Below are 24,334 nucleotides of genomic sequence, written 5' to 3'. Positions count from 1 at the left end.
TCTAGCTCCTCTTCAGGGTGAGGTTGAGGGTGACGCCGTGGCGTCCGGCGGTGTCGGCGCTGATCCTGATGCCGTCGGTGGTGGGGGCGACGCTCACGCCCGGGTCGGCCCGGACGACGGTCAGACCGCGCTGTGCCAGGTCCAGGACCACCGATGAGCGCAGTTGCGTCGGGTCCGACAGCGACACCTGCACCGTCTTTCCGTCCGGTCGTACGAGCACCGAGGCGGGGCCGTCCGACGTCAGGTCCTGCGCCGTGCCCGCGGTCCAGAAGTTCGCGGCGACCAGTCCGTCCGCGCAGCGCCGTACCGCGTGCACGGCGGTGGAGCGTGCGATCGGCTTGACCGGGGGCGCGGACGACCACTGCTTCGTACGCTCGGCGGAGGCCGCCGGGGCCTGCAGCCAGAAGTAGCCGGCCCCGCTCGGTGCGGCGCCGTGGTCCTGCCACAGCGTCAGATACGGGCGGGTGACCGGGGTGTCCGTGCCGTACTTGAGGTTGATCTCGCGCCAGGTGGCGGTGCGGGCCTCGCGCAGACCGTGCAGCGGGGCGGGCTCGGGGAAGACGTAGCCGCCGGTGCCGGCGACATGCAGCCACCGCACCCGGTCGAGCCGGTCCGACCAGCCGGTGTCCGTGGGCGCGGCCGTGCCGTTGACGAGGAGGGCCGCCTTCGGGTCGCGGAGCTTGCGGTTCTCCACGACCGTCTCTGCCGTGCCCGCGTCCGAGGTGATGCCCGAGCCGACGCACGCGATCACGTCGTCCAGGCAGAACCAGCTCTTCAGCCCGTGCAGCGCACTTCCGTACGCGCGCAGCTCCATGCCGTACGCCCCGAGCGTCGTGCCCGGCAGCGTGGTGCCGCCGGCCCAGTCGGCCGTGCTGGTGGTGCGCTGACCCGCCGCGTCCGCGGGTCGTCCGGCGATGACGGTGGTGCCGGGCAGCCGGGTCGGGTCGACGGTCGGCCAGTAGTCCTCGCTGTAGTGCCCGAGGTCGTCGGTGTAGAGGAGGACCATGCCGTCGGAGAGGTGCCAGGCATGCAGGTTCTCGTTCTGGATCGACTCGTAGTTGTAGATCCGGGACGAGTACGCGGAGATGCCGAGTGCGAAGGACGGCCGGTGGTGGGCCGCCTTGTCCATCCGGGGATGCTGCTTGTGCGCCACCAGGGGACCGCGCGCGGCGACGGGGGAGGCGATGACCCGCTGGGCGGCGACGAGCGAGGCGAGGTCGGTGACGGCGAGGAAGTCCCGGTAGGTGTCCTCGGCGATCCACTGCTTGACCAGGGCGGTGAACCGGTCGGCCGTCTCGCCGGGGAAGCTCGGGATCAGCCGTACCACCGCCTCGATGACCGTCTGCGCCGAGACGTGCCCCTGTTTGCTGGGGCGGGCGATCTCGCGCCCGCACACCGACGCCATCACGTCGCCGCGGGCCAGCAGCGGGTCGAAACCGTCGTCGACCCAGGAACGGACGTTGTCGAGATCGGGGTCGGTGACCGTCCACGCCGTACCGGCGAGGAGGTTCAGCAGCCGGGAGAGGTTGTTCAGCAGCTCCTTGCCGTACCCGCCGTTGTATGGGTGCTTGTAGTGCTGGAGGAACGATCCGTCGGAGTAGAAGCCCTCGCCGGTGCCCTCCGCAGCCGTGCTGACGTCGTTGAAGGCGAGGACGCTGTTGGCACCGGAACCCTCGACATCCGAAAGAGCGTCACGGACGCGCGCCAGATCGTCGCCGTTGCCGGTGAGGACGGCGTTGACGGCGACGACGGTGGAGATCCACACCCGGTTGGCGCCGGTGGCGATCTGCCGGTCGGCCCGCCAGAGGTTCGGGTCGGGCGTGTAGTGCCGTACGGCCGTGGTGATCCGGTCCAGCCGCTCCGTCCCGAGCACGTCGTACAGCAGCACGGCCGCGTCGTTGAGGGCGAGCGCGGAGCCGATCTCCCAGTCCCAGTCGTTGTCGAACCGGGTGTGGTCGGTGCCGTAGCGGTTCGTCAGCATCCAGTCGAGGCCGGCCAGCAGCAGATCGCGCAGTGTGGTGTCCTCGTACTGCGGCGTGCCGGGCACGGCCCACGCGGTCGCGACCGTGGCGAGCCGCTTGAACGATGTCGTGACGTGGTTGGAGAGCGTGGTGCTGGTCAGATCGGGGAACAGCCCGTCGGTACGGGTCGGGTCGAGGCCCTTCGCCGAGGTCGTGGCGGCCTTGCCGATCCTGGCCACGGCCGCGGCGATCCGTGGGTCCGTCAGGTCGAGCCCCGGGCCGCCGGTGAGCAGGGTGTGCCAGCGGGTGCGCAGGGAGGCGGCGTCATCGACGACGGTGTCGTCGGCAGCCGCGTGCGCGGTGGCCGCGGCGAGTGTGAACGGCAGGGCGGCGGAAGCGCCGAGCGCCGCCGCCCCGGCGAGAACGGTGCGCCGGGTGGTTCCCGGAGTGTCGGTGCCTGGGTTCATGATGCGGCCCTCACAGAAGGTGTCGGCGGTCCACGGCCGCGGCCAACGCGGCATGACCGGCGGGGTTGGGATGCAGTCCGTCGCCGCTGTCGTACGACGGCAGCATCCGGGACGGACGGTCCGGGTCGCGCAGTGCCGCGTCGAAGTCGGCCACGGCGTCGAAGACCCGCCCGGTCCGCAGCGCCGCGTTGATCTGCTGCCGTACCGCTTCCAGTTCCGGTGTCCAGCGGGTCCAGCCCTCGAACGGCGTGACGGTCGCGCCGACCGTCCGCAGCCCGGTGTTGCGTGCGCGCAGCACCAGCTGCCGGTACCCGGCCAGTACACGCGCCGGGTCGGTCTGGCTCGGCGGCTGCTGGAGGTCGTTGACGCCGAGATGGACGAGTACGGTCCGCAGCCCGGGAAGGGACAGCACGTCGCGGTCGAAGCGCGCCTGCCCGCTCGGCCCGAACCGGGCGTCGTCCAGCAGGACCCGATTGCCGCTGATGCCGAGATTGGCGACGGCCGAACCGGGCAGCCGCCTGGCCAGTTGGTCGGGCCAGCGCAGATCGGCGTCGTCCGGTGTGCCGACGCCCTCCGTTATGGAATCGCCCAGCACCGCGACCACCGGCCCGTACGCGCCCGTCACCTCGACCCCCGTCAGCAGGAACACCGAGGTGGTGCGCACGCCGTCGACGGTGTGCGAGGCGTGGGTGTTGCGGTGGAAGGACAGCGGCCCGGTGGGTCCGGGGAGCCGCGTCTCCACCGTCAGCCGTGCCGCCTCGGAGGTGCGCAGGCCGGCCACCGGGTCGCTGGTCAGCGAGGCGCCCGCGGCGATCCACGCCTGCGCTCGCCCGCCGAACGTCACCGGCCGGCCGCCCGCCGTCACAGGGCCGATCAGGACCGGAACCGTACCGAAGGCGTGCCCGTAGCGCAGCCGGACCGTGCCGCCCGCCGACAGCCGTACGTCGGCGGTGAACGTGCCGTCGGTCAGACCGGCGCTCGCCACCGTGTCGGTGGCGGTCGGCGCGGTCTGCGCGGTCGCCCAGGACGTCGTCCAGCGCGACCGGCCCGTGCCGCTGTTCGACGCCTGGGCGGCCTGCGCACCCGGCGCCGTCGCGGCGACCGCCGCCAGCCCGGCCGCCGCTGTCAGTACCCCGCGTCTCGCGGGTCCCCGGCCGCTCACTTGGGGCACGCACCGGTCGGCGTGTACTCGCTGCCGTAGGTGCCGACCGCGTCGCCACCGGTGTTGCCGCTCATCGTGTTGGTGCACACCGGACCCTGCGGGGTGCGCATGAACTTGATGCCGCCGCCCGCGTTACCGGTGATGGTGTTGCCGTAGACACTGGTGTCGATGCCGTCGGTCGCGGTGTCGCCGCCGAGCCGGATGCCCGCGCCGACGTTGTCGTGAACGGTGTTGTAGCGGAAGATGTTGCCGCTGCCGCGTGCGTCCAGCCCGCCGGAGCTGGAGTCCTTCTGACCGCTGCAGTCGTTGTACTCGACGTAGTTGTTGGTCGAGTTCTCCTTCACATCGACGCATTCATTGCCCTGGGTGGCGATGGTGTTGTGATGGATGCGGTTGTTCTTGCTGATGTCGGGGGCCGCGTCCGGGGCGCCGTTCGCCCCCTGCTGCTCGGGGGCCGTGCCGAGGTAGATGCCCTCGCCGTTCTTGCCGCCACCGCCGAACTTGAAGTCGTTGACCCCGCAGTTGGTGATCGTGTTGTCGGAGATGTCGGCGCCGGTCACCAGATAGCGCACCCGCAGGCATTCGTCGGCGGCGTTCTTCAGCGTCATTCCGGTGATCCGCAGACCGCCCACACCATTGCCGGGAGTTGTGCTCATGACATAGATGAGTTTGAGGCGGTACCCCGACACATCGGTGGACGACCCGTGCAGCCCGTCCACGGTGAAACCGCTGAGCGTCGTCGAGTCGTGCTGCACCTGAATGATCCGGGCGTCGCCGGCCCCCTTCACCACGGCTTTCGACGGGCCGGTGATGGTGACTCCGGCGCGCTTGGTCACGACGTCCTGCCTGTACGTGCCGGCGGCGAGATTCACCACCGAGCCCGTCGGCGCCAGGTCGACCGCTTTCTGGATCGTGGCGAGCGGGGCACCCGCCGACGTACCGGCATTGGAGTCGCTGCCGGACGGCGACACGTAGTACGCGGTGGCGGCTTCGGCGGCCCCGGACGCCGGAGGGAAGGCCAGCGGGGCGCCGACGGCGAGCGCGGCGACGAGAGTGGTGCGCAGTACACGGCTCATGGGGTGTGCCTCCTGGGGTCGGCGAAGGACAGAGCGAGCAGTACGGGGACGCTGGGACCGAGGAGCACGGGACCCAGCGGTACGACGAGAGAGAGCAGCGCGGCGGAGATCACCGCGCCGAGCAGTGCGGTGCCACGGGCCGCGGACCCGAAGCCGAGGGCCAGCGCGCCGCGCGACCAGGTGCGGACCGTCCCGTGCGGCGACCGGCCCGCCTCGGCCGCGAGCGCCACATGATGGATGACCAGAGCAGCCGCGATGCCCACCTGCGCGGCGAGCAGCACGAACGTCCACGGCTCCGAACGGACCAGCAGATGGACGATATTGGCGGTCAGGACGATCCCCGCCGCGGTGGACGCCAGGCAGTGCCGCCACAGGGCCCGCCAGTACTGCGGGAAGGCGCCGAACGCGTTGGTGAAGCAACGGCTGTCACCCTCCGCCCGCCACCGCTGCAGGGCGTGCCCCATCGCGGCGAGCGCGGGCAGCCAGGTCACGACACCGAGCGACAGCAGGGTGAACGCGGCTCCGGCGGCGGCCGGGTAGGCCACGAACTCCAGCCGTCGCAGCAGCGTCGGCCAACCGGACGAGAGGGTTGCCTGCATCGTCAGCCGACCTTTCCTGTGTACGGCTCCGGGACATCGAGCAGCACGCGGCCGTCCAGCTCCAGCCGGGTGGCCGCCACCACATACGGGCCGTCGCCGCCGAGCAGCACCGCCGCCGCGTCGGCCGAGACGGCGGCGGTACGGATGCGACGGGCGACGGGGGAGAGGAGCACGGTCTCCTCGTCGAAGGCCACGCCCTGGCCCTGCGCACACACGATCCTGTCCGCCAGGGCGGGTTCGGCGCCCGGGACGATCGCCGTGAGGAAGAGGCCGTGCGAAGACCGCGCGGTCGTCGCACGCAGTGTGTGCAGCGTGCGGGTGAGGTGCAGCTCCGGCGTGCTGGACGTAGGATTGGCCTCGACCTCCGTGGCCTCGGAGACGACCGAGGCGTGGAGCGGTGCGAACCGCCGCACCAGCGCCGAGGCCGCCCCGGACCGGATCAGCCGGCTGCCGTCCGGCTGCGGCTCGGTCGGCCGGTCGGTCTGAAGCAGGAACGTCCACTCCCGTTCCGTGTCCGCCTCCGCCAGGTCCAGCAGTACGAGCCGCCCCGACGGCGTGAACACCAGAGTCCGATCCAGCCGCCGCACCCCGAGCCCGGGGTCGTACATCGCGGCGATCTCCGCCGTGGCATGCGCCCAGCCGCAGTCGGGGGTGGCGAGCACATCTCGCTGCCGGGCCTGCTGCTCGTAGGGAATGCCCTTGTAGACGTGGTAGCGGTCCTCGTCCGCGTACCCCTGTCCGTCCACGAGCAGCAGATTGTGGTGCGCGGCGCGTTTGCGGTTGCTGTAGCCCTCGTCGACCGCGAGGAACCCACCCTGCGAGACCAGGACGAACGAGCCCGAATCGGGGTGGTGATGCCCCTGGTTGAGGGTTTCCCAGCCGCGCTCGGCCCGATGCTTCGCCGATGTCTCCCACGCCTTGTGGCCGCCGCCGGGGCTCGCCTTGAACGAGACGAGCGTGGCGTCGTCGTCCCATCCGGTACGGGCCGCCAGCAGTCCGAGATCCGGGAAGAACGCCCTGGTCTCCGTGGGCCGGGCACTCGGCACGGACGGGTCGTACCAGAGGTGTTCGAGATACGCCTCCGGCAGAATCCCCGGCCGCACACCGCTCTCCGCGGCCTCCTGCCACAGCAGTTCACCCGAGGCGAGATCACCCATCCACTGGGCTTCCGGGATGTCGTACTGGGAGGCGAGACGGTAGTACAGGGCGGCGCTGTGCCCGCTGCGCCGGTCGTGGCAGTCGCCGTGGTCGACGTTGAACGCGAAACCGGGCGCCATCTGGTGCAACCGGAAGTGGAACGTGCGGGAGAGGAAACCGCCCCGTGCCCACCAGTCGATGCCCTCCGCCTCCTGGAGGAGATCCAGATGGATGGCGAGGAAGGGCACACCGTAGCGCCAGTACACGACACCCTCGGCGTGCGAACCGTCCTCGGGCATCAGGTCGAGGACCGTGCCGAGGTTGTCCTTGGCGCGCTCGGTCCACTCCTCCTTGCCCAGCACGTAGCCGGCCGTGGCCAGGCCCGCGTAACAGATCCAGTTGTGGTTCTGCCAGTACGAGGACGACCACCAGCCGCCCTCGCTCGCCACCGCGTACTCGTACATCCGCCGCCCCTGGAGCAGCAGCTTGTACCGCAGCAGTGCCCGCACCCCGTCCGGGAGGACGTCGCCGATCCACCGGTAGGCGAGCGACAGATGGTGCAGCAGCCAGCCCGCGTCCAGGTCGTGGTCGGGCATATGGGCCTTGCCCCAGTGCGGCAGCCGCACCGCGGCCTCGATCCAGCGTCGGCTCTCCGCCAGATGGGCCGGGTCCCCGCCGATCCGGTGGGCCAGCGCCGGGTTGGAGGCGGCGGGGCCCAGCCAGGTGATGCTGGCCAGGGGGTGCGTACGGGGCGGGGTCAGCCCGCGGTGGCGGGCGGCCTCCTCGTACAGCCGCGCCTCCTGTGCGGGGCGCGGGCCGGGCGGCGGGGTCGCCGAGAGCAACAAGGGTCAGTCCTCCGTCCGGAATCGTGCGGTGCCGCCGTCGGCCAGCGCGACCGTCAGTACCCCGTCACCGTCCAGCTGTACGTCGGTCACGGCGGGGCCCGCCGAGGCCGCCTGGTACACCGAGGCGAACGTGATCCGGTCCGACTCCGCGGTGAAGTCGACCCGGGTGCGCACGCGCTGCGGATCGTCGGCCGGGCCGGGTCCGGGCCGGGCGACCGGGCGCACGGTCCGCCCCGGCGTGTGGGTGTGCCAGCCGTGCAGGGTCTCGTCGCCGTACCAGGTGGTGCGCACCGGGCCCGTGCCCTGGAGCTGGATGTCCAGCGCGACGCCGGGACGCAGCTGCGCGGTGAACCGCCGCTCGCCCTCGGCGCTCACGGTCAGCAGATCGACCAGATAGCCGTCGCCGAGCGCGACCCGCCGTACCGCACGCACACCCTCGTACGCCGTGGCCACCCCCGTGGTGACGGACGAACCGTCCGATCCAAGCAACTGACCGGTGCACTTGGCCTGTTCGACGCCGTCCACCCGGAACGCGGGGTGTGCCTCCGTGGATGCGTACAGTTCACGGAACTCGGCGTGCGCGTACGGTACCTGACCGGGGTCGGGCTGCCACGGCGTGGTGTTCCCGTACAGGAGGAGCGAGAGTTTGTCGCGGTGGCCGTGCGAGCCGCCGTGCGGACCGAAGTCCAGCAGGGCGTGGACGCCCGCGTGGCGCAGCACCGCGTATCCGGCCCTCGGGAACACGGTGACCGGGCCGGGTGCCGGACGCTTCGGCAGCGGTGGGCCGGCGAACCAGCCGCCCAGTTCGCGGTCGAGCCCGTCGTCGTGCGCGCCGAGCTCGTCGCGAGCCCGCCCGGCCACCGCGTCCAGGGCCGGAGAAGGCACCAACTGCTGTGCCAGTGCCACCAGTTCCAGCCACTCCAGCGCGAGCGGAGCGCGCAGATACGGGCCGTCGTGCAGCGCGGGCAGAATGCCGCCCGGCGTCGCGATCGTGGCCAGTACGTCGGTCATCCCGGCCAGCACGTCCACCACATCGGACGGCACGGCCGCGGGGTCCGTGCCGCGCAGCGCGAGCAGGGCGGCGCGCAGCACGAACCCGTGGTAGTAGGTGCTGCCCTCCCACTCCCAGCCGTCATCGGCGACGGCCACCCGCAGATGCGCGTACAGCCCGTGCCCGCCCTCCAGCCAGCGCTCGGCGCCGTCCCACTCCAGGCCACGGACCGCGGCGGCGCCCCGGCTCGCCGCCACACCGGCGGCGTTGAGCCACGCGGTGTAGTTGGAGGCGAGATGCCCCTGGCCGGTCAGCACGTCCCGGGCGTCGAGCGCCGCCCGCTCCAGGTCGTCCAGGAGCGGTAGTACCGCTGAGAGGTGCTCCGTGGAGTCCTCGGCGAGTGTGATCACGGTGTGCCCGATGGTGACGGCCCAGATCGCATCGGTCAGCGCCTGGTGGAAGAGGCGGCCGCGCAGCATCCAGGACTGCGCCTCGCCATGCCGCTCGGTGGCCAGCTCCGCGTACAGACCGGCGTACTCGACGAGCCGCTCCACCGCCTGGGCGCGCTCGCCCCGGTGGGCGAGGACCCTCAGGTGCCGCGCCCATGCCTGGTGCGACAGCACCAGCCAGGCACCGCGCACCGCCTCGTCGTCCACCCGGCAGCCGTACGCGCAGCGCGCACCGCCGGCCGGGAACACCCCGGCGAGCGGATCGCCGTGGTCGAGCTCCACACCGTGCGCCGGACAGACGAACGCGTGCCACCAGCCGCCCCGCTCCCGGGGGATCCGCCTCAACGCGGCCACACGCCACCGTCGATGTCCACCGTGGTGGCGGTGAGGAAGCCGGACGACGGCGATGCCAGATGCACGACCGCCGCGGCGACGTCCTCGGGGGTGCCGGCCCGGCCGACCGGGATGCCCGCCTCCATCGCCTGCTGCGCCTCGGGAGCCGTGAACGTGTCGTGGAACGCGGTGCCCTTGATGAAGCCGGGCGCCACGGTGTTGACCGTGATGCCGGTGGAGCCGAGCTCCTTGGCCAGGCCCTTGGTGAAGCCGCGGACACCCGCCTTGGCAGCCGCGTAGGCGACCGAACCGGGGCCGCCGCCGTTGTGCGCGGCCAGCGAGGACATGGTGATGACGCGCCCGGCCGACGACTTCGTCAGATGCGGCAGCGCGGCCCGCACGGTACGGAAGGCCGACGTCAGATTGGTGGAGAGCACCCGCTCGAAGTGGTCGTCGGACATCTCGGCGATCGTCGCCCGTCCGATCAGATGTCCCGCGTTGCAGACCAGGACGTCCAGACCGCCGAGGAAGCCGGTCGCCTCCTCGACGAGCCGGTCCACGTCGCCGGTCACGGTGACATCGGCCCTGAACGCCTTGGCCCTGCGGCCCAGCGCCTCGATCGCGGAGACGGTCTTCCCGGCCTCGTCGGCGGAGGAGTGGTAGTGGACGGCGACATCGGTGCCGGCCTCGGCAAGGGCGACGGCGATGGCGCGGCCGATTCCGTGGCCGGCCCCGGTCACCAGCGCGCGGGAGCCGATGAGATCAGCAGACATGGAGTGAACACCTTTCGATATCCGGCCGCTCGGACCGGAACCGGTCACTTGAGACCGGCAGTTGCGAAGCCCTGCACGAAATAGCGCTGGCCGATGAGGAAGAGAACGACCATGGGAAGGGTGGCCAGCGTGGTGCCGGCCATCAGGAAGTGCCACTGCGGGCCGTTCTCCGTCTTGAAGACGGAGAGCCCGACCTGGATCACCCGCAGGCTGTCCGTGCGGGTCACCAGCAGCGGCCAGAGGAAGTTGTTCCACGACGACTCGAAGGTCAGCAGCGCCACGGTGGTCAGCGCGGGCTTGACCTGCGGCGTCATGATCCGGGCATAGATCCGGAACTCACCCAGGCCGTCCAGGCGGGCCGCCTCCTCCAGTTCCACCGGAAGATCCAGATAGAACTGACGGAAGAGGAAGACCGCGAACGGGGTGACGGCGCCGGGGACGATGAGCGCCCACCAGGAGTCCAGCCAGCCGCTGCCGCCCTGGCCGAAGAGGTCGTTCCCGCCGGCCAGCGGCATGAAGCGGACGATCAGGAACTCGGGCAGCACCTTGGTGTACGTCGGGATCATCAGTGCGGCAATGAAGGCGTAGAAGATGACCTCGCTGCCCCGGAACCTGATCCGCGCCAGCGCATACCCGGCCATCGACGCCACCACCACATTGATCACGGTGTGACTGAACGCGATGATGAAGCTGTTGCGTGCGTACGTCGCGAACGGCGCCGCCTTCAGCGCGTCGGCGTAGTTCCCGAACTCCCAGTGCTCCGGTAGGAGTCCGGCGTCCTGCGAGGCGATCTCGACGGGCGTCTTGAGCGAGGTGAGCACCATCCAGACGAACGGCACCACCATCAGCAGCGAGACGACGGTGAGCGTCAGATAGAGCGCGATCCGGCCGACGGAGGGCGTCCTGCCGATCCTTCGGGATTTCCCAGCAACTCCAGGCCCATGGAGCTCAGTTGTGGCCACGGGTGCCTCCCATGATCCGCCGGTTGACCAGGGTGAAGCCCATCAGCAGCACGAACAGCACCAGTGACTGCGCGCAGGCGTAGCCGACGCGGAACTCCCGGAAGGCGGACTTGTAGATCTCGTACGTCATCATCGTGGTGCTGTTGGCCGGACCGCCGTCGGTCAGGATGTAGATCTGGTCGAAGGACTGGAACGCGCTGATCATCGACGTGATGAGCACGAAGAACGTCGCGGGCTTCAGCAAGGGCAGGGTGATCGAGAAGAACTGCCGCACCTTGGACGCTCCGTCCACCGAAGCGGCCTCGTACAGCTCCTTCGGCAGGGACTGGAGCGCGGCCAGGTAGATGAGCATCTTCATGCCGATGCCCTGCCAGATGCCGACCAGGATCACCGACGGCATCGCCCACGAGGTCGACGAGAGCCAGGCCGGTCCGTCGATCCCGAGGAACGACAGCAGTGTGTTCAGCAGCCCGTTGCCCGGGTTGTAGATCCACAGCCAGACCAGTGCGATCGCGACGGTCGCCGTCACCTGCGGGAGGAAGACCGCGGTACGGAAGATCCCACGCGCCTTCAGTCCGGTGTGCAGGGCCAGGGCCACGAGCAGCCCCAGCATCATGCCGACCGGCACGGTGAAGAAGGTGTAGATGACGGTGTTGACGATGGACTTGCGGAAGACCGCGTCGTCCATCATGTCCCGGAAGTTGTCCAGACCCACGAACTGCGGCGCCGTCAGCACGTCGTACTTCGTGAAGGCCAGAACGACCGACGCGACGACCGGCAGGCCGATCCAGAGCGAGGCGTGCAGCAGCGCGGGCGCCACCATCAGCATGCCGGCGCGTTGCCTGCGACGGCCTGGACCGGTGGGTGCCCGGCCGGAGTGTTTCTTCGTGACCGTGTGGTGCGCGGTCGGGGAAGGGGGCCGCGCGGGCCGCGTCTTCAGTACGGATGTCGCTCCCACAGTGACGGGTCCTTACATCCGGCCGATGGCGGCCTCGGCGAGCCGGCCGAGTTCCGCGATGGCGTCCTTCGCGGACTGGCTGCCGACGATCGCGGGCTCCAGCGTGGGCTTGATCTTTTCGCGGATCTCCATCCAGGCGGCGGTGCCGCCCTCGGAACAGGCATCGCCCATGCTCTGCAGGGAGAGATCGACGAACTTGTTCTCCTTCACATAGCCGGTGTCGCTCAGATCCTTCAGTCCGGGCACCGAACCACGCTGCTCGGCCGCACCGAGGATGGACTCGGGGGTCGCGAGGTACTCGACGAGCGCACGAGCCGCCGCCGGGTGCTTGGAACTGGCGGACTGGGTGACGAGGGTGCCGCCCTGGAGCATCGCGGGCTTGCGGTTGGCGAGGATGAACGCACCGAGCTTGTCGTCCTTCAGCAGATCCGGGGACTGGTCCCCGACCTGCTTCCACAGGGCGCTGGTGGTCATCATCATCGACGCCTTGCCGGTCTGTACGTTGGACGGGGCGCCGGGGTCCGTCTTCTTGGCGTAGACGGCGGAGCCGTCCTTGATCAGATCCTTGAAGAACTGCAGCGCTTCGACCCCGCGGGCGTCGGTGAACAGCACCTTCTTGCCGTCCGCGCTGAACAGCTGGCCGCCGTTGGCGAAGAGGAAGGTCTCCCAGCACTGGCGCAGATCGATGGAGAACGGGTCGAACCCGATCCGGCCGTCCTTGGTCAGCTGCTTGGCCACGGCCCGCAGTTCGGCCCAGTTCGCCGGGGTCTTCTTGATGCCGGCCTCGGCGAAGTGGTCCTTGCGGTAGACGACGATGCGGGTGTCGAGCACGACCGGCAGCGCGTACAGCTTGCCGTCGTACCGGGACGGCTCCAGCACCCGCTTCTCGTAGTCGTGCGCGGTGGCGAACTTCTCGGGAAGCTCGGCGATCGCCTTCTTCGCGGCGAACGGCGGGATCCAGCCCACGCCCATCATCAGCACGTCGGGCAGCAGGCCGCCCGCCAGCCCGGTGGTGATCTTCTCGTTGAGCTGCAGGTACGTGGTGTAGTCCACGTTCACCTTGACGTCCGGATACTTCTTCCGGAAGCCGCCGAGTATCTCCTTCTCCAACAGCGTCTTGCCGTCGGCGCCTTCGTAGATCGGGGTGAGCAGTGTGATCTCACCTTCGGCGGGACCGTCTGCGGAGCCGGCCGTCGAAGTGCCGGTGCCGCATCCACCGAGAGCGGCGGCAGCGGTGCCGGCGCCGATGGCAGCGAGCAGCGACCGTCTTTTGAGTTCCATGGGACACCCCTTTTGAGGTGGAGGCTGTGGATCGATCCAGAGATGACAACCCGGCCATGGCTGGGAAGCGCTGGTAAATCGATGCACTGATGCTAGGAACGCCGTGAGAGGGACGTCAACAGCTGATGCACATGAATTTTCAGGGACGTTAACAGGTGTACCGGTGAACAGAGTTCAGTAAATCGATACACTGATAGGGTCAGTAGCGTTCCGAACCGGAGGTGGCATGAGCGGGGTAACGATCCATCAGGTCGCGGAGGCTGCGGGGGTCTCCGCGAGCACGGTCTCCAACGTCCTCAACGGGCGTACGGACCGCATGCAGGCGGCCACGCTGGCCCGCGTGGAGCAGGTGATCGAGCAGCTCGGCTACCGGCCCAACCGCGCGGCCCGGATGCTGCGCACCGGCCGTATCAAGGTCATCGGTCTCATCGTGCCGTCCGTCGCCAACCCCTTCTGGGGGGCGCTCGCCCGCGAGCTGGAGGCCATCGCGCTCGCCGAGGGCTATCACGTACTGCTCTGCAACAGTGAGCGCGATCCGGCCCGCGAGCTCAAGTACGGCGAGGAACTCCTCGCCGACGGGGTCAGCGGAGTGGTGCTCTGCTCCTCGCTCCCCTCGCTCGACCATGTGACACCGCTGCTCAGTCGTGGTCTGAGGATGGTCGCCTTCGACCGCACCGCGCAGGCGGGCGATCCGCCGTCACTGGCCTCCATCAGCGTCGACAACGCGATGGGGGCCGAACTCGCCACCCGTCATCTGATCGAACTCGGTCACCGCCGACTGGCGTTCGTCTCCGGCTCGGTCAACAGCGTGAACCGGCGCGAGCGCCTGCGCGGCTTCCGGGCCGCTCTGGAGTCGGCCGGTCTCGACCCGGCCGACGCGATCGTCTGGCCCGGCGCCGACACCGCCGAGTTCGGTGACAAGGACGCTGCCGAACTGGGGCGGAACGCGGCCAGGGAGCTCCTCGGCGGACCGCGCCCGCCCACCGCGTTCGTCGCCATCAACGACATGTGCGCGATCGGGATCTGCCGGGGCGCCAAGGACGCCGGACGCAGCGCGGGCCAGGACGTCTCCGTGGTCGGCTTCGACGACATCCTCCTCGCCGACCTCTTCGAGCCTCCGCTGACGACGGTCCGCCAGCCGCTGCCGGAGATGGCCGCGGAGACGTTCCAGCAGTTGCGGGCGCGGATCGACTCGGCTCCGGTGGCGGGGCGTTCGCTGCTCATCCGGCCGAGACTGGTCGTACGGGAGTCGACGGCGCCGGCCGGCGTGGCCGCCGCGGTCCCCGCGCCGAGCGGACCCGGGCGGCGGGTGGCGGGCCGGACGGCGTAGGGGCGTTGGCCGGACTGCGGTGCGGCACGCCATCTCGCGCGGGCACCGGGCCGGCGGTCACCCGGCGGACGGAGATGCCTGACGGTCCTCAGCTCGGGCGCCGAGTCCCGTCAGGTCGATCATCGTCACGCGCTCACATCGGTACGCCGCCGGGCCGCTCCGCGCGCAGCATGGAGCAGAGCACCGAATCGTGCCACTGTCCGCCGCGCCACACCGCGGAGCGCAGCACGCCCTCCCTGACGAAGCCCGCCTTCTCCAACGCGCGTTGCTCGGCGAGGTCGAAGGACTCCAGGTCAGCCTCGACGCGGCGATGGCCGAGCTCAACGACTTCAAGCGGGTTCCGACCGATGGCCGGCCGCAGTCGGGTGACCTCGGCACGCCGGTCTTCGCCGACGACACACCGCCGCCTCAACGGGAAGGGCGGGTCGTCAGGGCCTCACGGGGGCGGTGTGGACGGCGAAGACGGGGTGTCGCCGAGGTGAGCCCAAAAAGGGCCATGGGAGGCGAGGGGGTGCGCAACGCTGACCCGCGGCACCAGCGAGCGCCGCGCCGAGCTCAACGCCCACTGGCCTCCGCGACGACGCCACCGCTACTGACGCTGCGCTCACGGGGTGTTGGGGCCCCCGGCGCACAGAGCGTGGTCGATCAGGGCGCTGGCCGCGTTCTCCTGGTCCAGTATGTGCTTCGGGGTGTCGCCGCGTGCCTCGGACATGGAGACCACGGCGCTTCGCCTGCCGTCGTCGGTGACGCCGTTGAGGGTGATGTAGCCGCCGTCCCCGCCCTCGTGGCTCCAGTAGGTTCCTCCGCAGCTCAGGGGGCGTTCGACCAGGCCGAGCCCATATCGGCCGCCGGGCCACAGCTGTTGGACCTCCGCGCTCACCGGGACGGTCTGCTTCATCTTGGCCAGCTGCCGGGTCGGTAGCAGGCGGCCCGCGAGCAGCGCGCGGAAGAAGGTGTTCTCGTCCCGCGTGGTCGTGACGAACGAAAGGTTCTCGTAGTCCACCGGTATCTGGTCGGTGATGTCCACCCGGGAACCGGGGCCGAAGAGCTGGTAGGCCTGGGCGTGCGGCCGGGGCAGGGTGGGCGAGGGGCCCGTCCACCGGGTCCGGTCGAGGCCGAGCGGGCGCAGGATGCGGTCTTCGATCTCCTGATGGGCGCGGTGCCCGGTCGCCTTCTGGATGATCTCGCCGAGCAGGATGTAGCCGGTGTTGGAGTACGCCCAGCCCTTGCCGGGCGCGAAGTCCGGCGGGTGGGCCATGGCGCGGGCAATCAGCTGCTCGGGGCCGTGGACGTCGTGGCGCTGCTGGTAGTACTCCTTCGGCGTGGTGTATCCGGGCAGGTCGTCGTGGATGCCGCTGGTGTGCTGGAGCAGTTGGCGGATGGAGATCCGGCTGCCGTCGTTGCCCTTGCCCTGGACCACTCCCGGCAGCCATCGGCCGACCGTGTCGTCCAGGGACAGCCTTTCCTCGGCCTCCAGTTGGAGGACCACGGTGGCGACCAGCGTCTTGGACGTGCTGGCCATGCGGAAGCGGCCGTCGGAAGGGACCGCGCGGCCGGATTTCAGGTCGGCGGTGCCGCTGGTGGCGACCGACTGCCCACCGTCAGGCGCGATCACGCGGGCCTGCACACCGCTGACGCCGAGGGCATGGATCGCGTCCGTGTCCTGGCGCAACTGCTTCACAGGGGAGGGACCGGCGAGCTGAGCGACGGCGGTGGCCACCCCGGCGCCGAGCAGCGTGGCGACACCGACTGCCATGGCGAGGCGCTTTCGCAGAGTCGAATTCATGGCCGGAGGCTATTTCCGCTCCCCACCGGGGCACGATCCGGCGCACCCCAGGATCGGACTGGGGATATCCCCCCGGCGAGGGCCGTCACCAGTCCGGCGTCGATCTGCCGGGCACGATGTGACGGTTCTCGCATCCCATACCTGCGGGCGGTCCGGCCATCAGAGGGGCCGTTCGTTTGCCGAAGGAGCGTCAACCTTGATCGCCTCCTCGGTCCGGAAGAGGGCGCCGACGCTCAGGCCCCGGCCGCCGCCCGCGCTCGCCGCGCCGGGGTGCCGCGGCGCCGGCGAGGCGCGACGGGGCCGTATCCCGTATCGGAGTTGCCACTTGGCGGCGGCGGCACGCGCGGCGTCCTGGGAAAGGCGTCGCAAGAGGCGTCGACTTCAGGGGTGGGCGAGTTCGAGTACGGTGATGCCGGCGAGGACGACCGCGCCGGCGGTGAGGCGTAGACGGCCGAAGCGTTCACGGAAGAGCAGCGTGGCGATCAGCGCCGCGATGAGGATGCTGGTTTCACGCAGGGCGGCGACGGTCGCGAGGTCGCCGTGGGACTGCGCCCAGATGACGAGGCCGTAGGCGAGCAAGGAGATGGCGCCACCTGTCAGGCCGAGCCCGCAGACCGGCTTGAGCTGAGCGAACAGGGGGCCGCCGCGTCGGGCGAGTGCCAGCAGCGGCAGGACGGGGCCGACGCCCATGCCCGCGCGGCGACGCCAGGGGCACGACGCAAGCTCGGCGAGGAGGGACGCAGGCATCTGGAGCACAGCGAGGACGTGTCCCGCCGGGCGGGCATCCAGCCGGACGACGCCGGGCCGGTCCGAGACGGTTACCCACCGGGTGCGCCGTCGAGTGCACAGCTGCCCGCTCAGACGCGATTGACGCGGTACACGTCCCGCACACAGAGATTGAGGATCGTGGCGGCCACGATGGCACCGGCACAGACCAGGAGCACGGTCCTATCGGCCCAGGCATGTGCGGCGAGCGCGGTGACGAGGTAGCCGAGCGGGATGGCGACGCGTTCTCCGACACCGTTGAACGAGCTCAGACGGCCCAACTCCTCCTGTGGCACGTGCTGCTGGAGTGCAGTGTTCCACGCCACGATGGCGACATCCAGACCGATGCCCGCGAGCACGGCACCGAGCAGCACCCAGGGCAGGTCCAGCCCCGTTCCCAAGGCCGTCGGTGGCAGGCAGAGCCCGGAGCCAGCGACGACAGCAACGGTCAGCAGGCGGTGCGGCCTCCACCGCAGACACACCACCGTGCCCGCCAGCAGGCCGAACGCGAAAGCACCCTGTACGAGCCCCCAGGAACGCGCCCCCGAGTAGTGCTCCGTGGCGACGACCGGGCCGAGGAGCTGAAAGCCCGCCAGCCATGCGGCGACCACGACCGTTCCGGCGGCGGTGTACGTCCACAGCCAGGTGCGCGCGCGGAATCCGGCCCAGCCCGCCCGCAGATCGGCCAGGGCGCTTGCGGTCGTGACCGGCGCGTCCAGGCGCAGCCCGAGCAGCAGGAGTGCGGCGACGAGGAAGGTGAACGCATCCCACGACAGGGCCCATGCCGGACCGCCGACCGCGACGATCACCCCTCCGACGACGGGCCCGAGAACCTTCACGGCGTTGTTGGGCAGCCGGACCAGCGCATTGGCCTGTTGCAGATGCTCCGCCGCGACGAGCTGTCCCACCACACCCGTCGCGGCCGGCGCGGTGAAGGCCACGGCGATCCCCGACACGAATCCGCACGCGGCGATCGACATGGTCGTCGCGTGATGCGTGGCCACCAGCACGGCGAGCGTCGCCTGGGCCGCGGCGGACAGGAGATTGCCCAGAAACAGGATCCGGCTGCGCGACAGTCGGTCCGCGAGGACGCCGCCCGCGACGGTGAAGACGATCGTCGGGACGGAGTTCGTGGCCAGTACGACGCCGAGCGAGCCGGCTCCGCCGCCCTGCCCGATCACCGCATAGGCGAGTGCGAGGGGCGCCATCGCGGACCCGGTGGTCGAGACGAGATTGGCGAGCACGAATCGCCGGAAGGCCGCAACCCTCAGCGGTGTCAAGGACGTTACCGGTTGCGTGACAGCGGCCTTCATGATCCTCCCGAGGTTGGTCCAGCGGGGCACCCTACCTGTCCGCGGGAGGGGGAGCGGTCGACGCGGTGCGCGAACGACCGCCCCTGGGAGGACGGGGCAGCAGAACCGAAACGCTCCCGAGGCCGCCGGTGCGTCCCCCGTCACTGCGCAGGGGACAACACGAGGTGTGGTGTGTCATGTGCGCCGTGCGAACCTGCCGCGGCCCGGGACCCGGGCCGCAGGACCCGCACCGGGTCCATCCGCGCGTACGGGGGTGTCACACGCGCTGCTCGGCGAGATCGAGCCAGTGCTCGACGTCCCCGGGAGCGAAGTGCCGGATGGCCCAGTCGGCCATCCGCAGGCTCATATGCGCCCAGGAGGGCCGCAGGATGTCGTCGGGCAGGCCGTCCAGGATGTCGTCGAGGCGGTTCACGACTCCGGGCGCCTGCTCGCTCGCGTGCAAGCCGAAGCGCAGGGTGACCAGGTCGAAACGGCGGTCGCCCCGGCCGGAGCCGTCCCAGTCGATGACACCGGCGACCGAGCCGTCGACGGCGAGCAGGTTGCCCTGGTGAAAGTCCTGGTGCACGACGTCGTGCCCGTGAAGCCGAAGAGGGTGGTCGAGGCCGACCGACCTGATCCGGCGCTCCAGATCACCGCCGCGCCGACTGTGCCGACGCAGTGGCTCGTGAAGACAGTAACCGGGGCCGTCGTCGAGCAGGTACAGGTTCATCGACGGGACATCCGTACGCCCGGCCAGCAGTCCTGCCTGCGCCTCGTTGAGGGCGAGGGCGCGATCCAGCCCACGGTGGTCCAGACACCGCACCGGTGTGCCCGCCAGCAATGTCTGGACCAGCACGACCGCGTGGTCCACCTGGACCGCCAACTCCGTCGACGGGCAGGGGTACCCCTGCGCGAGCAGGACTTCGCACACCGCCAGCGGCCCCGCTCCCAGATCCTCGATCCGCGTGTTCGGCCGCCACTTCAGCACGGAGCGGTGACCGTCCGGCCACCGGACGTAGGCGGCACCGATCTCGCCCCCCGGACACGGCCCCTCGACCACCACCCGGACACCGGCCTCGGCATACAGCGCCTCTGTCAGCCGGTCGGCGTCGAGTCGTCCGGCACGTGTCCAGTTCTGCGGCGACGGGGATGGGGTCATGGGAGCATCATCCGTCCCCGGGCCCGTCCCCGTCGAAGCGGGTGCCGATGCCGCGCAGTCGGAATCGGACCGATCGCGTCGACGATCCACGGCGACCCCGGGGCGATCGCGCGTCACCGGCCGCGGCGCACGGCGGCCCGGAGCGGGACGGAACCGGCAGGCCCGGCACGGTCGCCTCCGGTGCTGTTCGGGACGGCCATGACGGACCCGGTCACCGTCGTCCACCGCCGCGTACCGTGGCGGACCCGGTGGCCCGTTCCATCCGCCCCGGTCCTCCCGGTCCTCCCGGTCCGCCACGCCCCGTGCAGTCCTCCTCAGTCCGCGGAAGCGGTCCATCCCAGCGCCTCGATGCGCGCGGCATCGCCGGACCGGGCCTCGTCGAAGACCGTCCGGTCGCCGTCCTCGACCCGGACGGCGTCCACGTACACCCCGCGTCCCACGTACAGCTGGTCCGTGGCGTAACGCCACCGCAGCCGCACCTCCTTGCCGCGCCACGCGGCGAGATCCGCGTCCAGGCGGTGCCAGACCCGGCCGGACCAGCCGGAGACCGAACCCGTCGGATGGGGATCGGGCTCACGCCGGTGATGACCGGCCGTCGGTACGGTGGTGAACGGCACCGGCTGCCAGCTCGCCCCGGCGTCCGACGACGCCTCCAGGAAGAGGGAGTCGGACCCCGGCTCGGTGTCCCACCACAGGGCCGAACTCAGCGTCGCCCGTGACGACGCGAGTCGCAGCGCGGGCAGTGTGAGCGTGGCCGTCGTGGCGCTCGCCAGTCCGGAGAACCACGCCGTGCGTCCCCGCGTGGGACGGACCGCGACGGCGCGCGCCATCTGATTGGCGGTGGCGACGCGCGGCGCGCTGCCGGAGCGCCAACTGCGCACAGGATGCACCGAGTTGCCCAGGACGATCAGGAACGAGTCGGTCGTCGGGTCCAGGACCAGACTGGTGCCGGTGAATCCCGTGTGGCCCGCCGAACGAGGAGTCGCCATCGCCCCCATGTACCAGTGCTGGTACAGCTCGAAACCGAGTCCGTGCGCATCGCCGGGGAACGCGGTGTTGAAGTCGGTGAACAGCAGATCGACCGATTCCGCGGAGAGAATCCTCGCGCGGCCGTACACCCCGCCGTTGAGCAGCGTACGGGCGAGGATCGCCAGGTCCCAGGCACAGGAGAAGACCCCCGCGTGGCCCGCCACGCCGTCCAGACTGTAGGCGTTCTCGTCGTGCACCTCGCCCCAGACCAGTCCGCGGTCGAGGCCGGACCAGGGGAGCCGCGCGTCCTCGGTCGCGGCGATCTTCGGCTTCCAGGCGGCCGGCGGGTTGTATCGGGTGCGCTGCATCCCGAGCGGAGCGGTGATCCGCTCACGGAGCAGTACGTCCTCCGTGCGGCCGGTGATCTTCTCCAGCACCAGCTGCAACGAGATCAGATTGAGGTCGGAGTAGAGGTACACCGTGCCGGGCGGGTTGGCCGGCACCTCGTTCCACAGCAGTTCCAGCTTTCCCTCCCGCGTCGGCGCCTTGTACAGCGGAATCCAGGAACGGAACCCCGAGGTGTGCGTGAGAAGCTGACGGACCGTGATGTCCTGCTTGCCGCCCCCGGCGAATTCGGGCAGGTACGAGGCGACCTTCGCCTCCAGCTCCAGTGTTCCGAGCTCGATCTGCTGCACGGCCAGGATCGAGGTGAACAGCTTGGACACCGAGGCCAGGTCGAAGATCGTGTCCTCGGCCATCGCGATCTGCTGGTCGGGCGGGAACTCCACCCCCGTGTCGGTTTTCTCGTCGTAAGCCGCGTAGCGCACGGCCTTGCCGATCGGGTGGTGCAGTGCCACTGTGCCGCCCCGCCCGGCGAGCAGCACCGCACCCGCGTACCAAGGGTGCTTGGGGGAGGCGGAGAGGAATTTCTCCGCATCGGCGACCAATTGGTCCAGGGGGCCCTGCAACAACCCGGCACGAGCGGCCGATCCGCGCCGCAACGTCGGCTGTCCTTGCGTCGACGCCGCGCTCGTTCCGGCCTCTGTGCGCATACCCGACGACTCCGCCTCCGACTCCATGGCCGCCGCCCGCTCCGCGAAGGGGATCGGCGCCAGGGCGAGTGCCCCGCCCAGAGCCAGCATCCCACCGCCCAGCCTGCGTCGGCTGACCCCTCTGCCGGCCGCGTCCTGACTCATCCGGAACCCCTTCCCGCTGCCTGAAAATAATTTTCGAAACTTCGTCCGGTGGTGAAACTTCCTTCCGCCGCAGAGATTACTGTCACCACCGCCGTCATGGAGCGCCCCGGTGTCACAAAGAATCTGACACTGCATCAGAAAATGTCTTCCCTCGAATGTCCGACTGCGGCATCCTGCGGCCCATGGAGACGGAGCTGAGCAAGAAACTGGGAGTCGAGCACGCCATCTTCGGCTTCACGCCGTTCCCCGCCGTGGCCGCGGCCATCAGCCGGGCCGGCGGATTCGGCGTGCTCGGCGCGGTCCGCTACACCGCCCCCGACGACCTGGCCCGCGATCTCGACTGGATGCAGGAGCACGCCGGCGGCAGGCCGTACGGCCTCGACGTCGTCATGCCCGCGAAGAAGGTGGAGGGGGTGACCGAGGCCGATATCGAGGCGATGATCCCGGCCGGGCACCGCCAGTTCGTCCAGGACACCCTGGCCAAGCACGGCGTACCCGAGCTCGCCGAGGGGGACGAGTCGGGCTGGCGCATCACGGGATGGATGGAGGAGGTCGCGCGCAACCAGCTCGACGTCGCGTTCGACCACCCCATCAAACTCCTCGCCAACGCCCTCGGATCGCCACCGGCCGATGTCGTGCGGCGCGCCCACGACCAGGGTGTGCTCGTCGCCGCGCTCGCCGGAAGCGCCAAGCACGCCCGCCACCACGCGGACGCGGGCATCGACATCGTCGTCGCCCAGGGATACGAGGCGGGCGGCCACACCGGTGAGATCGCCTCCATGGTCCTGGTGCCGGACGTGGTCGATGCCGTGGGGCCGCTCCCCGTCCTGGCCGCCGGCGGTATCGGCAGCGGAGAACAGATCGCCGCCGGACTCGCCCTCGGGGCCCAGGGCGTCTGGCTGGGTTCGCTCTGGCTGACCACGGAGGAGGCCGACCTCCACTCCCGCGCGCTGACGCGCAAGCTTCTCGCCGCGGGCTCCGGTGACACCGTCCGTTCCCGTGCGCTGACCGGCAAGCCCGCACGCCAGCTCCGTACCGAGTGGACGGACGCCTGGGACGATCCGTCGGGTCCGGGCACGCTGCCCATGCCGCTCCAGGGGCTGCTGGTGGCCGAGGCCGTCTCGCGCATCCAGAAGTACGAGACCGGAGCCTTGCTCGGCACCCCCGTCGGCCAGATCGTCGGCAGGATGAACAGCGAACGCAGCGTCCAGGCCGTGTTCGACGACCTGACCCGCGGCTTCGAGCGTGCCGTGGACCGGATCAACCTCATCGCCGGACGGAGCGCCTCATGAACCGGCCGCCCCACGGCTTCTGGGCCCAGGCCACCGCCGATCCCGGCCGCACGGTCCTGATCGCGCCCGACGGCGAGAGCTGGACGGCGGGCAGGCTGCACGCCGCGGCCAACCGCCTGGTCCACGGACTGCGGGCGGCCGGCCTCCGACGGGGCGACGCCTTCGCGGTCGTCCTGCCCAACGGTGTCGAGTTCTTCACCGCCCATCTCGCCGCCACCCAGGCCGGCTTCTATCTCGTACCCGTCAACCACCACTTCGTCGGCCCCGAGATCGCCTGGATCCTCTCCGACTCCGGCGCCAGGGTGCTCATCGCCCACGAGCGGTTCGCGCCGGCGGCCGGATCCGCCGCCGACGAGGCGGGACTCCCGGCGAGCCATCGCTATGCCGTGGGTACCATCGACGGCTTCCGCCCGTACGCCGAACTGTTCGAAGGCCGGTCCGATGCACCGCCCGAGGCCCGCACCCTCGGCTGGGTCATGAACTACACCTCGGGCACCACCGGCCGACCGCGCGGCATCCGGCGTCCGCTCTCCGGCAAGCTTCCCGAGGAGAGCCATCTCGGTGGATTCCTCGGCATCTTCGGCATCAATCCCTTCGACGACAACGTCCACCTGGTCTGCTCGCCCCTTTACCACACGGCCGTCCTCCAGTTCGCGAGCGCGTCCCTGCACATCGGGCACCCACTGGTCCTGATGGACAAATGGACCCCCGAGGAGATGCTGCGGCTCATCCACACCCACCGCTGCACCCACACACACATGGTCCCGACCCAGTTCCACCGCCTCCTCGCCCTTCCCGACGAGGTGAAGCGGACCTACGACGTGACGGCCATGCGCCACGCCATTCACGGCGCAGCGCCCTGCCCTGACCACGTCAAACGCGCCATGATCGACTGGTGGGGGGGATGCGTCGAGGAGTACTACGCGGCGAGCGAGGGCGGCGGCGCCTTCGCCACCGCCGGGGACTGGCTGAAGAAGCCGGGCACGGTGGGCAGAGCCTGGCCGATCAGCGAACTCGCCGTCTTCGACGACGACGGCAACCGTCTGCCGCCGGGCGAACTCGGCACCGTCTACATGAAGATGAACACCGGCGGCTTCAGTTACCACAAGGACGAGACGAAGACGCGGAAGAACCGCATCGGCGACTTCTTCACCGTCGGCGACCTGGGCATCCTCGACGAGGACGGCTACCTCTTCCTCCGCGACCGCAAGATCGACATGATCATCTCCGGTGGTGTCAACATCTACCCCGCCGAGATCGAGGGCGTGCTCCTCAGCCATCCCGCGGTCGCCGACGCCGCCGTCTTCGGCATTCCTCACCCCGACTGGGGCGAGGAGGTCAAGGCGGTGGTCGAACCGGCCGGGGGACAGGGGGCGGGGGACACGCTCGCCGCCGAGATCCTGAGTCACTGCGCACACCACCTGGCCGCGTACAAGCGTCCCAGGAGCATCGATTTCATCGAGGCGATGCCCCGCGACCCCAACGGCAAGCTGTACAAGAGGCGGTTGCGCGACCCGTACTGGGAAGGGCGCAGCCGGGCACTGTGAACCA

Annotated in this window: 19 protein-coding genes; 3 read left to right on the top strand and 16 right to left on the bottom strand. The window is 70.3% G+C overall.

Features of this window, described 5'->3' with window-relative positions; translation table 11 throughout:
• Position 1: 1 nt before the first annotated feature.
• The 10 genes from ACF1B9_RS06625 to ACF1B9_RS06580 form a co-directional block, all read right to left on the bottom strand.
• Positions 2–2,428 (bottom strand): polysaccharide lyase 8 family protein, encoded by a 2,427-nt coding sequence (locus ACF1B9_RS06625; protein ID WP_391739441.1) that lies wholly within the window; start codon positions 2,426–2,428, stop codon positions 2–4.
• 10 nt (positions 2,429–2,438) lie between these two features.
• On the bottom strand, positions 2,439–3,590 hold the full coding sequence (locus tag ACF1B9_RS06620; RefSeq protein ID WP_391739440.1) for an SGNH/GDSL hydrolase family protein: 1,152 nt from the start codon (positions 3,588–3,590) through the stop codon (positions 2,439–2,441).
• A complete protein-coding gene (locus ACF1B9_RS06615; RefSeq protein ID WP_391739439.1) occupies positions 3,587–4,666 on the bottom strand; it encodes a DUF1565 domain-containing protein in 1,080 nt (359 codons plus the stop codon). Before ACF1B9_RS06615 ends, ACF1B9_RS06620 begins: the two co-directional genes overlap by 4 nt.
• Positions 4,663–5,265, bottom strand: a complete 603-nt coding sequence (locus ACF1B9_RS06610) for a DUF624 domain-containing protein (protein WP_391739438.1) — start codon at positions 5,263–5,265, stop codon at positions 4,663–4,665. Before ACF1B9_RS06610 ends, ACF1B9_RS06615 begins: the two co-directional genes overlap by 4 nt.
• A gap of 2 nt (positions 5,266–5,267) precedes the next feature.
• Positions 5,268–7,247: a hypothetical protein gene (locus ACF1B9_RS06605; RefSeq protein WP_391739437.1), complete on the bottom strand. Its 1,980-nt coding sequence runs from the start codon at positions 7,245–7,247 to the stop codon at positions 5,268–5,270.
• 3 nt (positions 7,248–7,250) lie between these two features.
• Entirely contained in the window at positions 7,251–9,041 is a 1,791-nt protein-coding gene (locus tag ACF1B9_RS06600) for a heparinase II/III family protein (protein WP_391739436.1), read from the bottom strand.
• Positions 9,029–9,793: an SDR family NAD(P)-dependent oxidoreductase gene (locus tag ACF1B9_RS06595; protein WP_391739435.1), complete on the bottom strand. Its 765-nt coding sequence runs from the start codon at positions 9,791–9,793 to the stop codon at positions 9,029–9,031. The genes ACF1B9_RS06600 and ACF1B9_RS06595 overlap by 13 nt, the downstream gene beginning before the upstream one ends.
• Before the next feature lie 44 nt (positions 9,794–9,837).
• Entirely contained in the window at positions 9,838–10,755 is a 918-nt protein-coding gene (locus ACF1B9_RS06590) for a carbohydrate ABC transporter permease (protein ID WP_391739434.1), read from the bottom strand.
• A complete protein-coding gene (locus tag ACF1B9_RS06585) occupies positions 10,742–11,584 on the bottom strand; it encodes a carbohydrate ABC transporter permease (protein WP_391795893.1) in 843 nt (280 codons plus the stop codon). The genes ACF1B9_RS06590 and ACF1B9_RS06585 overlap by 14 nt, the downstream gene beginning before the upstream one ends.
• 141 nt (positions 11,585–11,725) lie before the next feature.
• The gene (locus ACF1B9_RS06580; RefSeq protein WP_391739432.1) at positions 11,726–12,994 is read right to left on the bottom strand and encodes an ABC transporter substrate-binding protein; all 1,269 of its coding nucleotides are present in this window, start codon (positions 12,992–12,994) and stop codon (positions 11,726–11,728) included.
• Positions 12,995–13,220: 226 nt separating this feature from the next.
• Here ACF1B9_RS06580 and ACF1B9_RS06575 point away from each other — a divergent pair, with 226 nt between their 5' ends.
• Positions 13,221–14,324 carry a LacI family DNA-binding transcriptional regulator gene (locus tag ACF1B9_RS06575; RefSeq protein ID WP_391739431.1) on the top strand — a complete coding sequence of 368 codons (1,104 nt, stop codon included), beginning with the start codon at positions 13,221–13,223 and terminating at the stop codon, positions 14,322–14,324.
• A gap of 133 nt (positions 14,325–14,457) precedes the next feature.
• Here ACF1B9_RS06575 and ACF1B9_RS06570 read toward each other — a convergent pair whose 3' ends face one another.
• The 6 genes from ACF1B9_RS06570 to ACF1B9_RS06545 all read right to left on the bottom strand — a co-directional run bounded on the left by ACF1B9_RS06570 (position 14,458) and on the right by ACF1B9_RS06545 (position 21,491).
• Positions 14,458–14,736, bottom strand: a complete 279-nt coding sequence (locus ACF1B9_RS06570) for a GNAT family N-acetyltransferase (RefSeq protein ID WP_391739430.1) — start codon at positions 14,734–14,736, stop codon at positions 14,458–14,460.
• Positions 14,737–14,928: 192 nt separating this feature from the next.
• Positions 14,929–16,110: a serine hydrolase domain-containing protein gene (locus ACF1B9_RS06565; RefSeq protein WP_391739429.1), complete on the bottom strand. Its 1,182-nt coding sequence runs from the start codon at positions 16,108–16,110 to the stop codon at positions 14,929–14,931.
• Between the two features lie 381 nt (positions 16,111–16,491).
• Entirely contained in the window at positions 16,492–16,857 is a 366-nt protein-coding gene (locus ACF1B9_RS06560; protein ID WP_391739428.1) for an EamA family transporter, read from the bottom strand.
• Between the two features lie 110 nt (positions 16,858–16,967).
• Positions 16,968–18,188, bottom strand: a complete 1,221-nt coding sequence (locus tag ACF1B9_RS06555; protein WP_391739427.1) for an MFS transporter — start codon at positions 18,186–18,188, stop codon at positions 16,968–16,970.
• A gap of 256 nt (positions 18,189–18,444) precedes the next feature.
• Positions 18,445–19,326 (bottom strand): phosphotransferase, encoded by an 882-nt coding sequence (locus ACF1B9_RS06550; RefSeq protein ID WP_391739426.1) that lies wholly within the window; start codon positions 19,324–19,326, stop codon positions 18,445–18,447.
• Positions 19,327–19,640: 314 nt separating this feature from the next.
• Positions 19,641–21,491: a serine hydrolase gene (locus tag ACF1B9_RS06545; protein WP_391739425.1), complete on the bottom strand. Its 1,851-nt coding sequence runs from the start codon at positions 21,489–21,491 to the stop codon at positions 19,641–19,643.
• A gap of 182 nt (positions 21,492–21,673) precedes the next feature.
• Between ACF1B9_RS06545 and ACF1B9_RS06540 the strand changes: the two genes are divergently transcribed.
• Both ACF1B9_RS06540 and ACF1B9_RS06535 read left to right on the top strand, forming a co-directional pair.
• Positions 21,674–22,783 carry an NAD(P)H-dependent flavin oxidoreductase gene (locus ACF1B9_RS06540; RefSeq protein ID WP_391739424.1) on the top strand — a complete coding sequence of 370 codons (1,110 nt, stop codon included), beginning with the start codon at positions 21,674–21,676 and terminating at the stop codon, positions 22,781–22,783.
• Positions 22,780–24,330: an acyl-CoA synthetase gene (locus ACF1B9_RS06535; RefSeq protein ID WP_391739423.1), complete on the top strand. Its 1,551-nt coding sequence runs from the start codon at positions 22,780–22,782 to the stop codon at positions 24,328–24,330. The genes ACF1B9_RS06540 and ACF1B9_RS06535 overlap by 4 nt, the downstream gene beginning before the upstream one ends.
• The last annotated feature ends 4 nt before the right edge of the window (positions 24,331–24,334 follow it).

Source organism: Streptomyces sp. NPDC014727 (assembly GCF_043083485.1).
Taxonomy (GTDB): Bacteria; Actinomycetota; Actinomycetes; order Streptomycetales; family Streptomycetaceae; genus Streptomyces.
The sequence above is the reverse complement of the archived record's forward strand: the minus strand, read 5'-3'. Positions and strand labels throughout refer to the sequence as shown.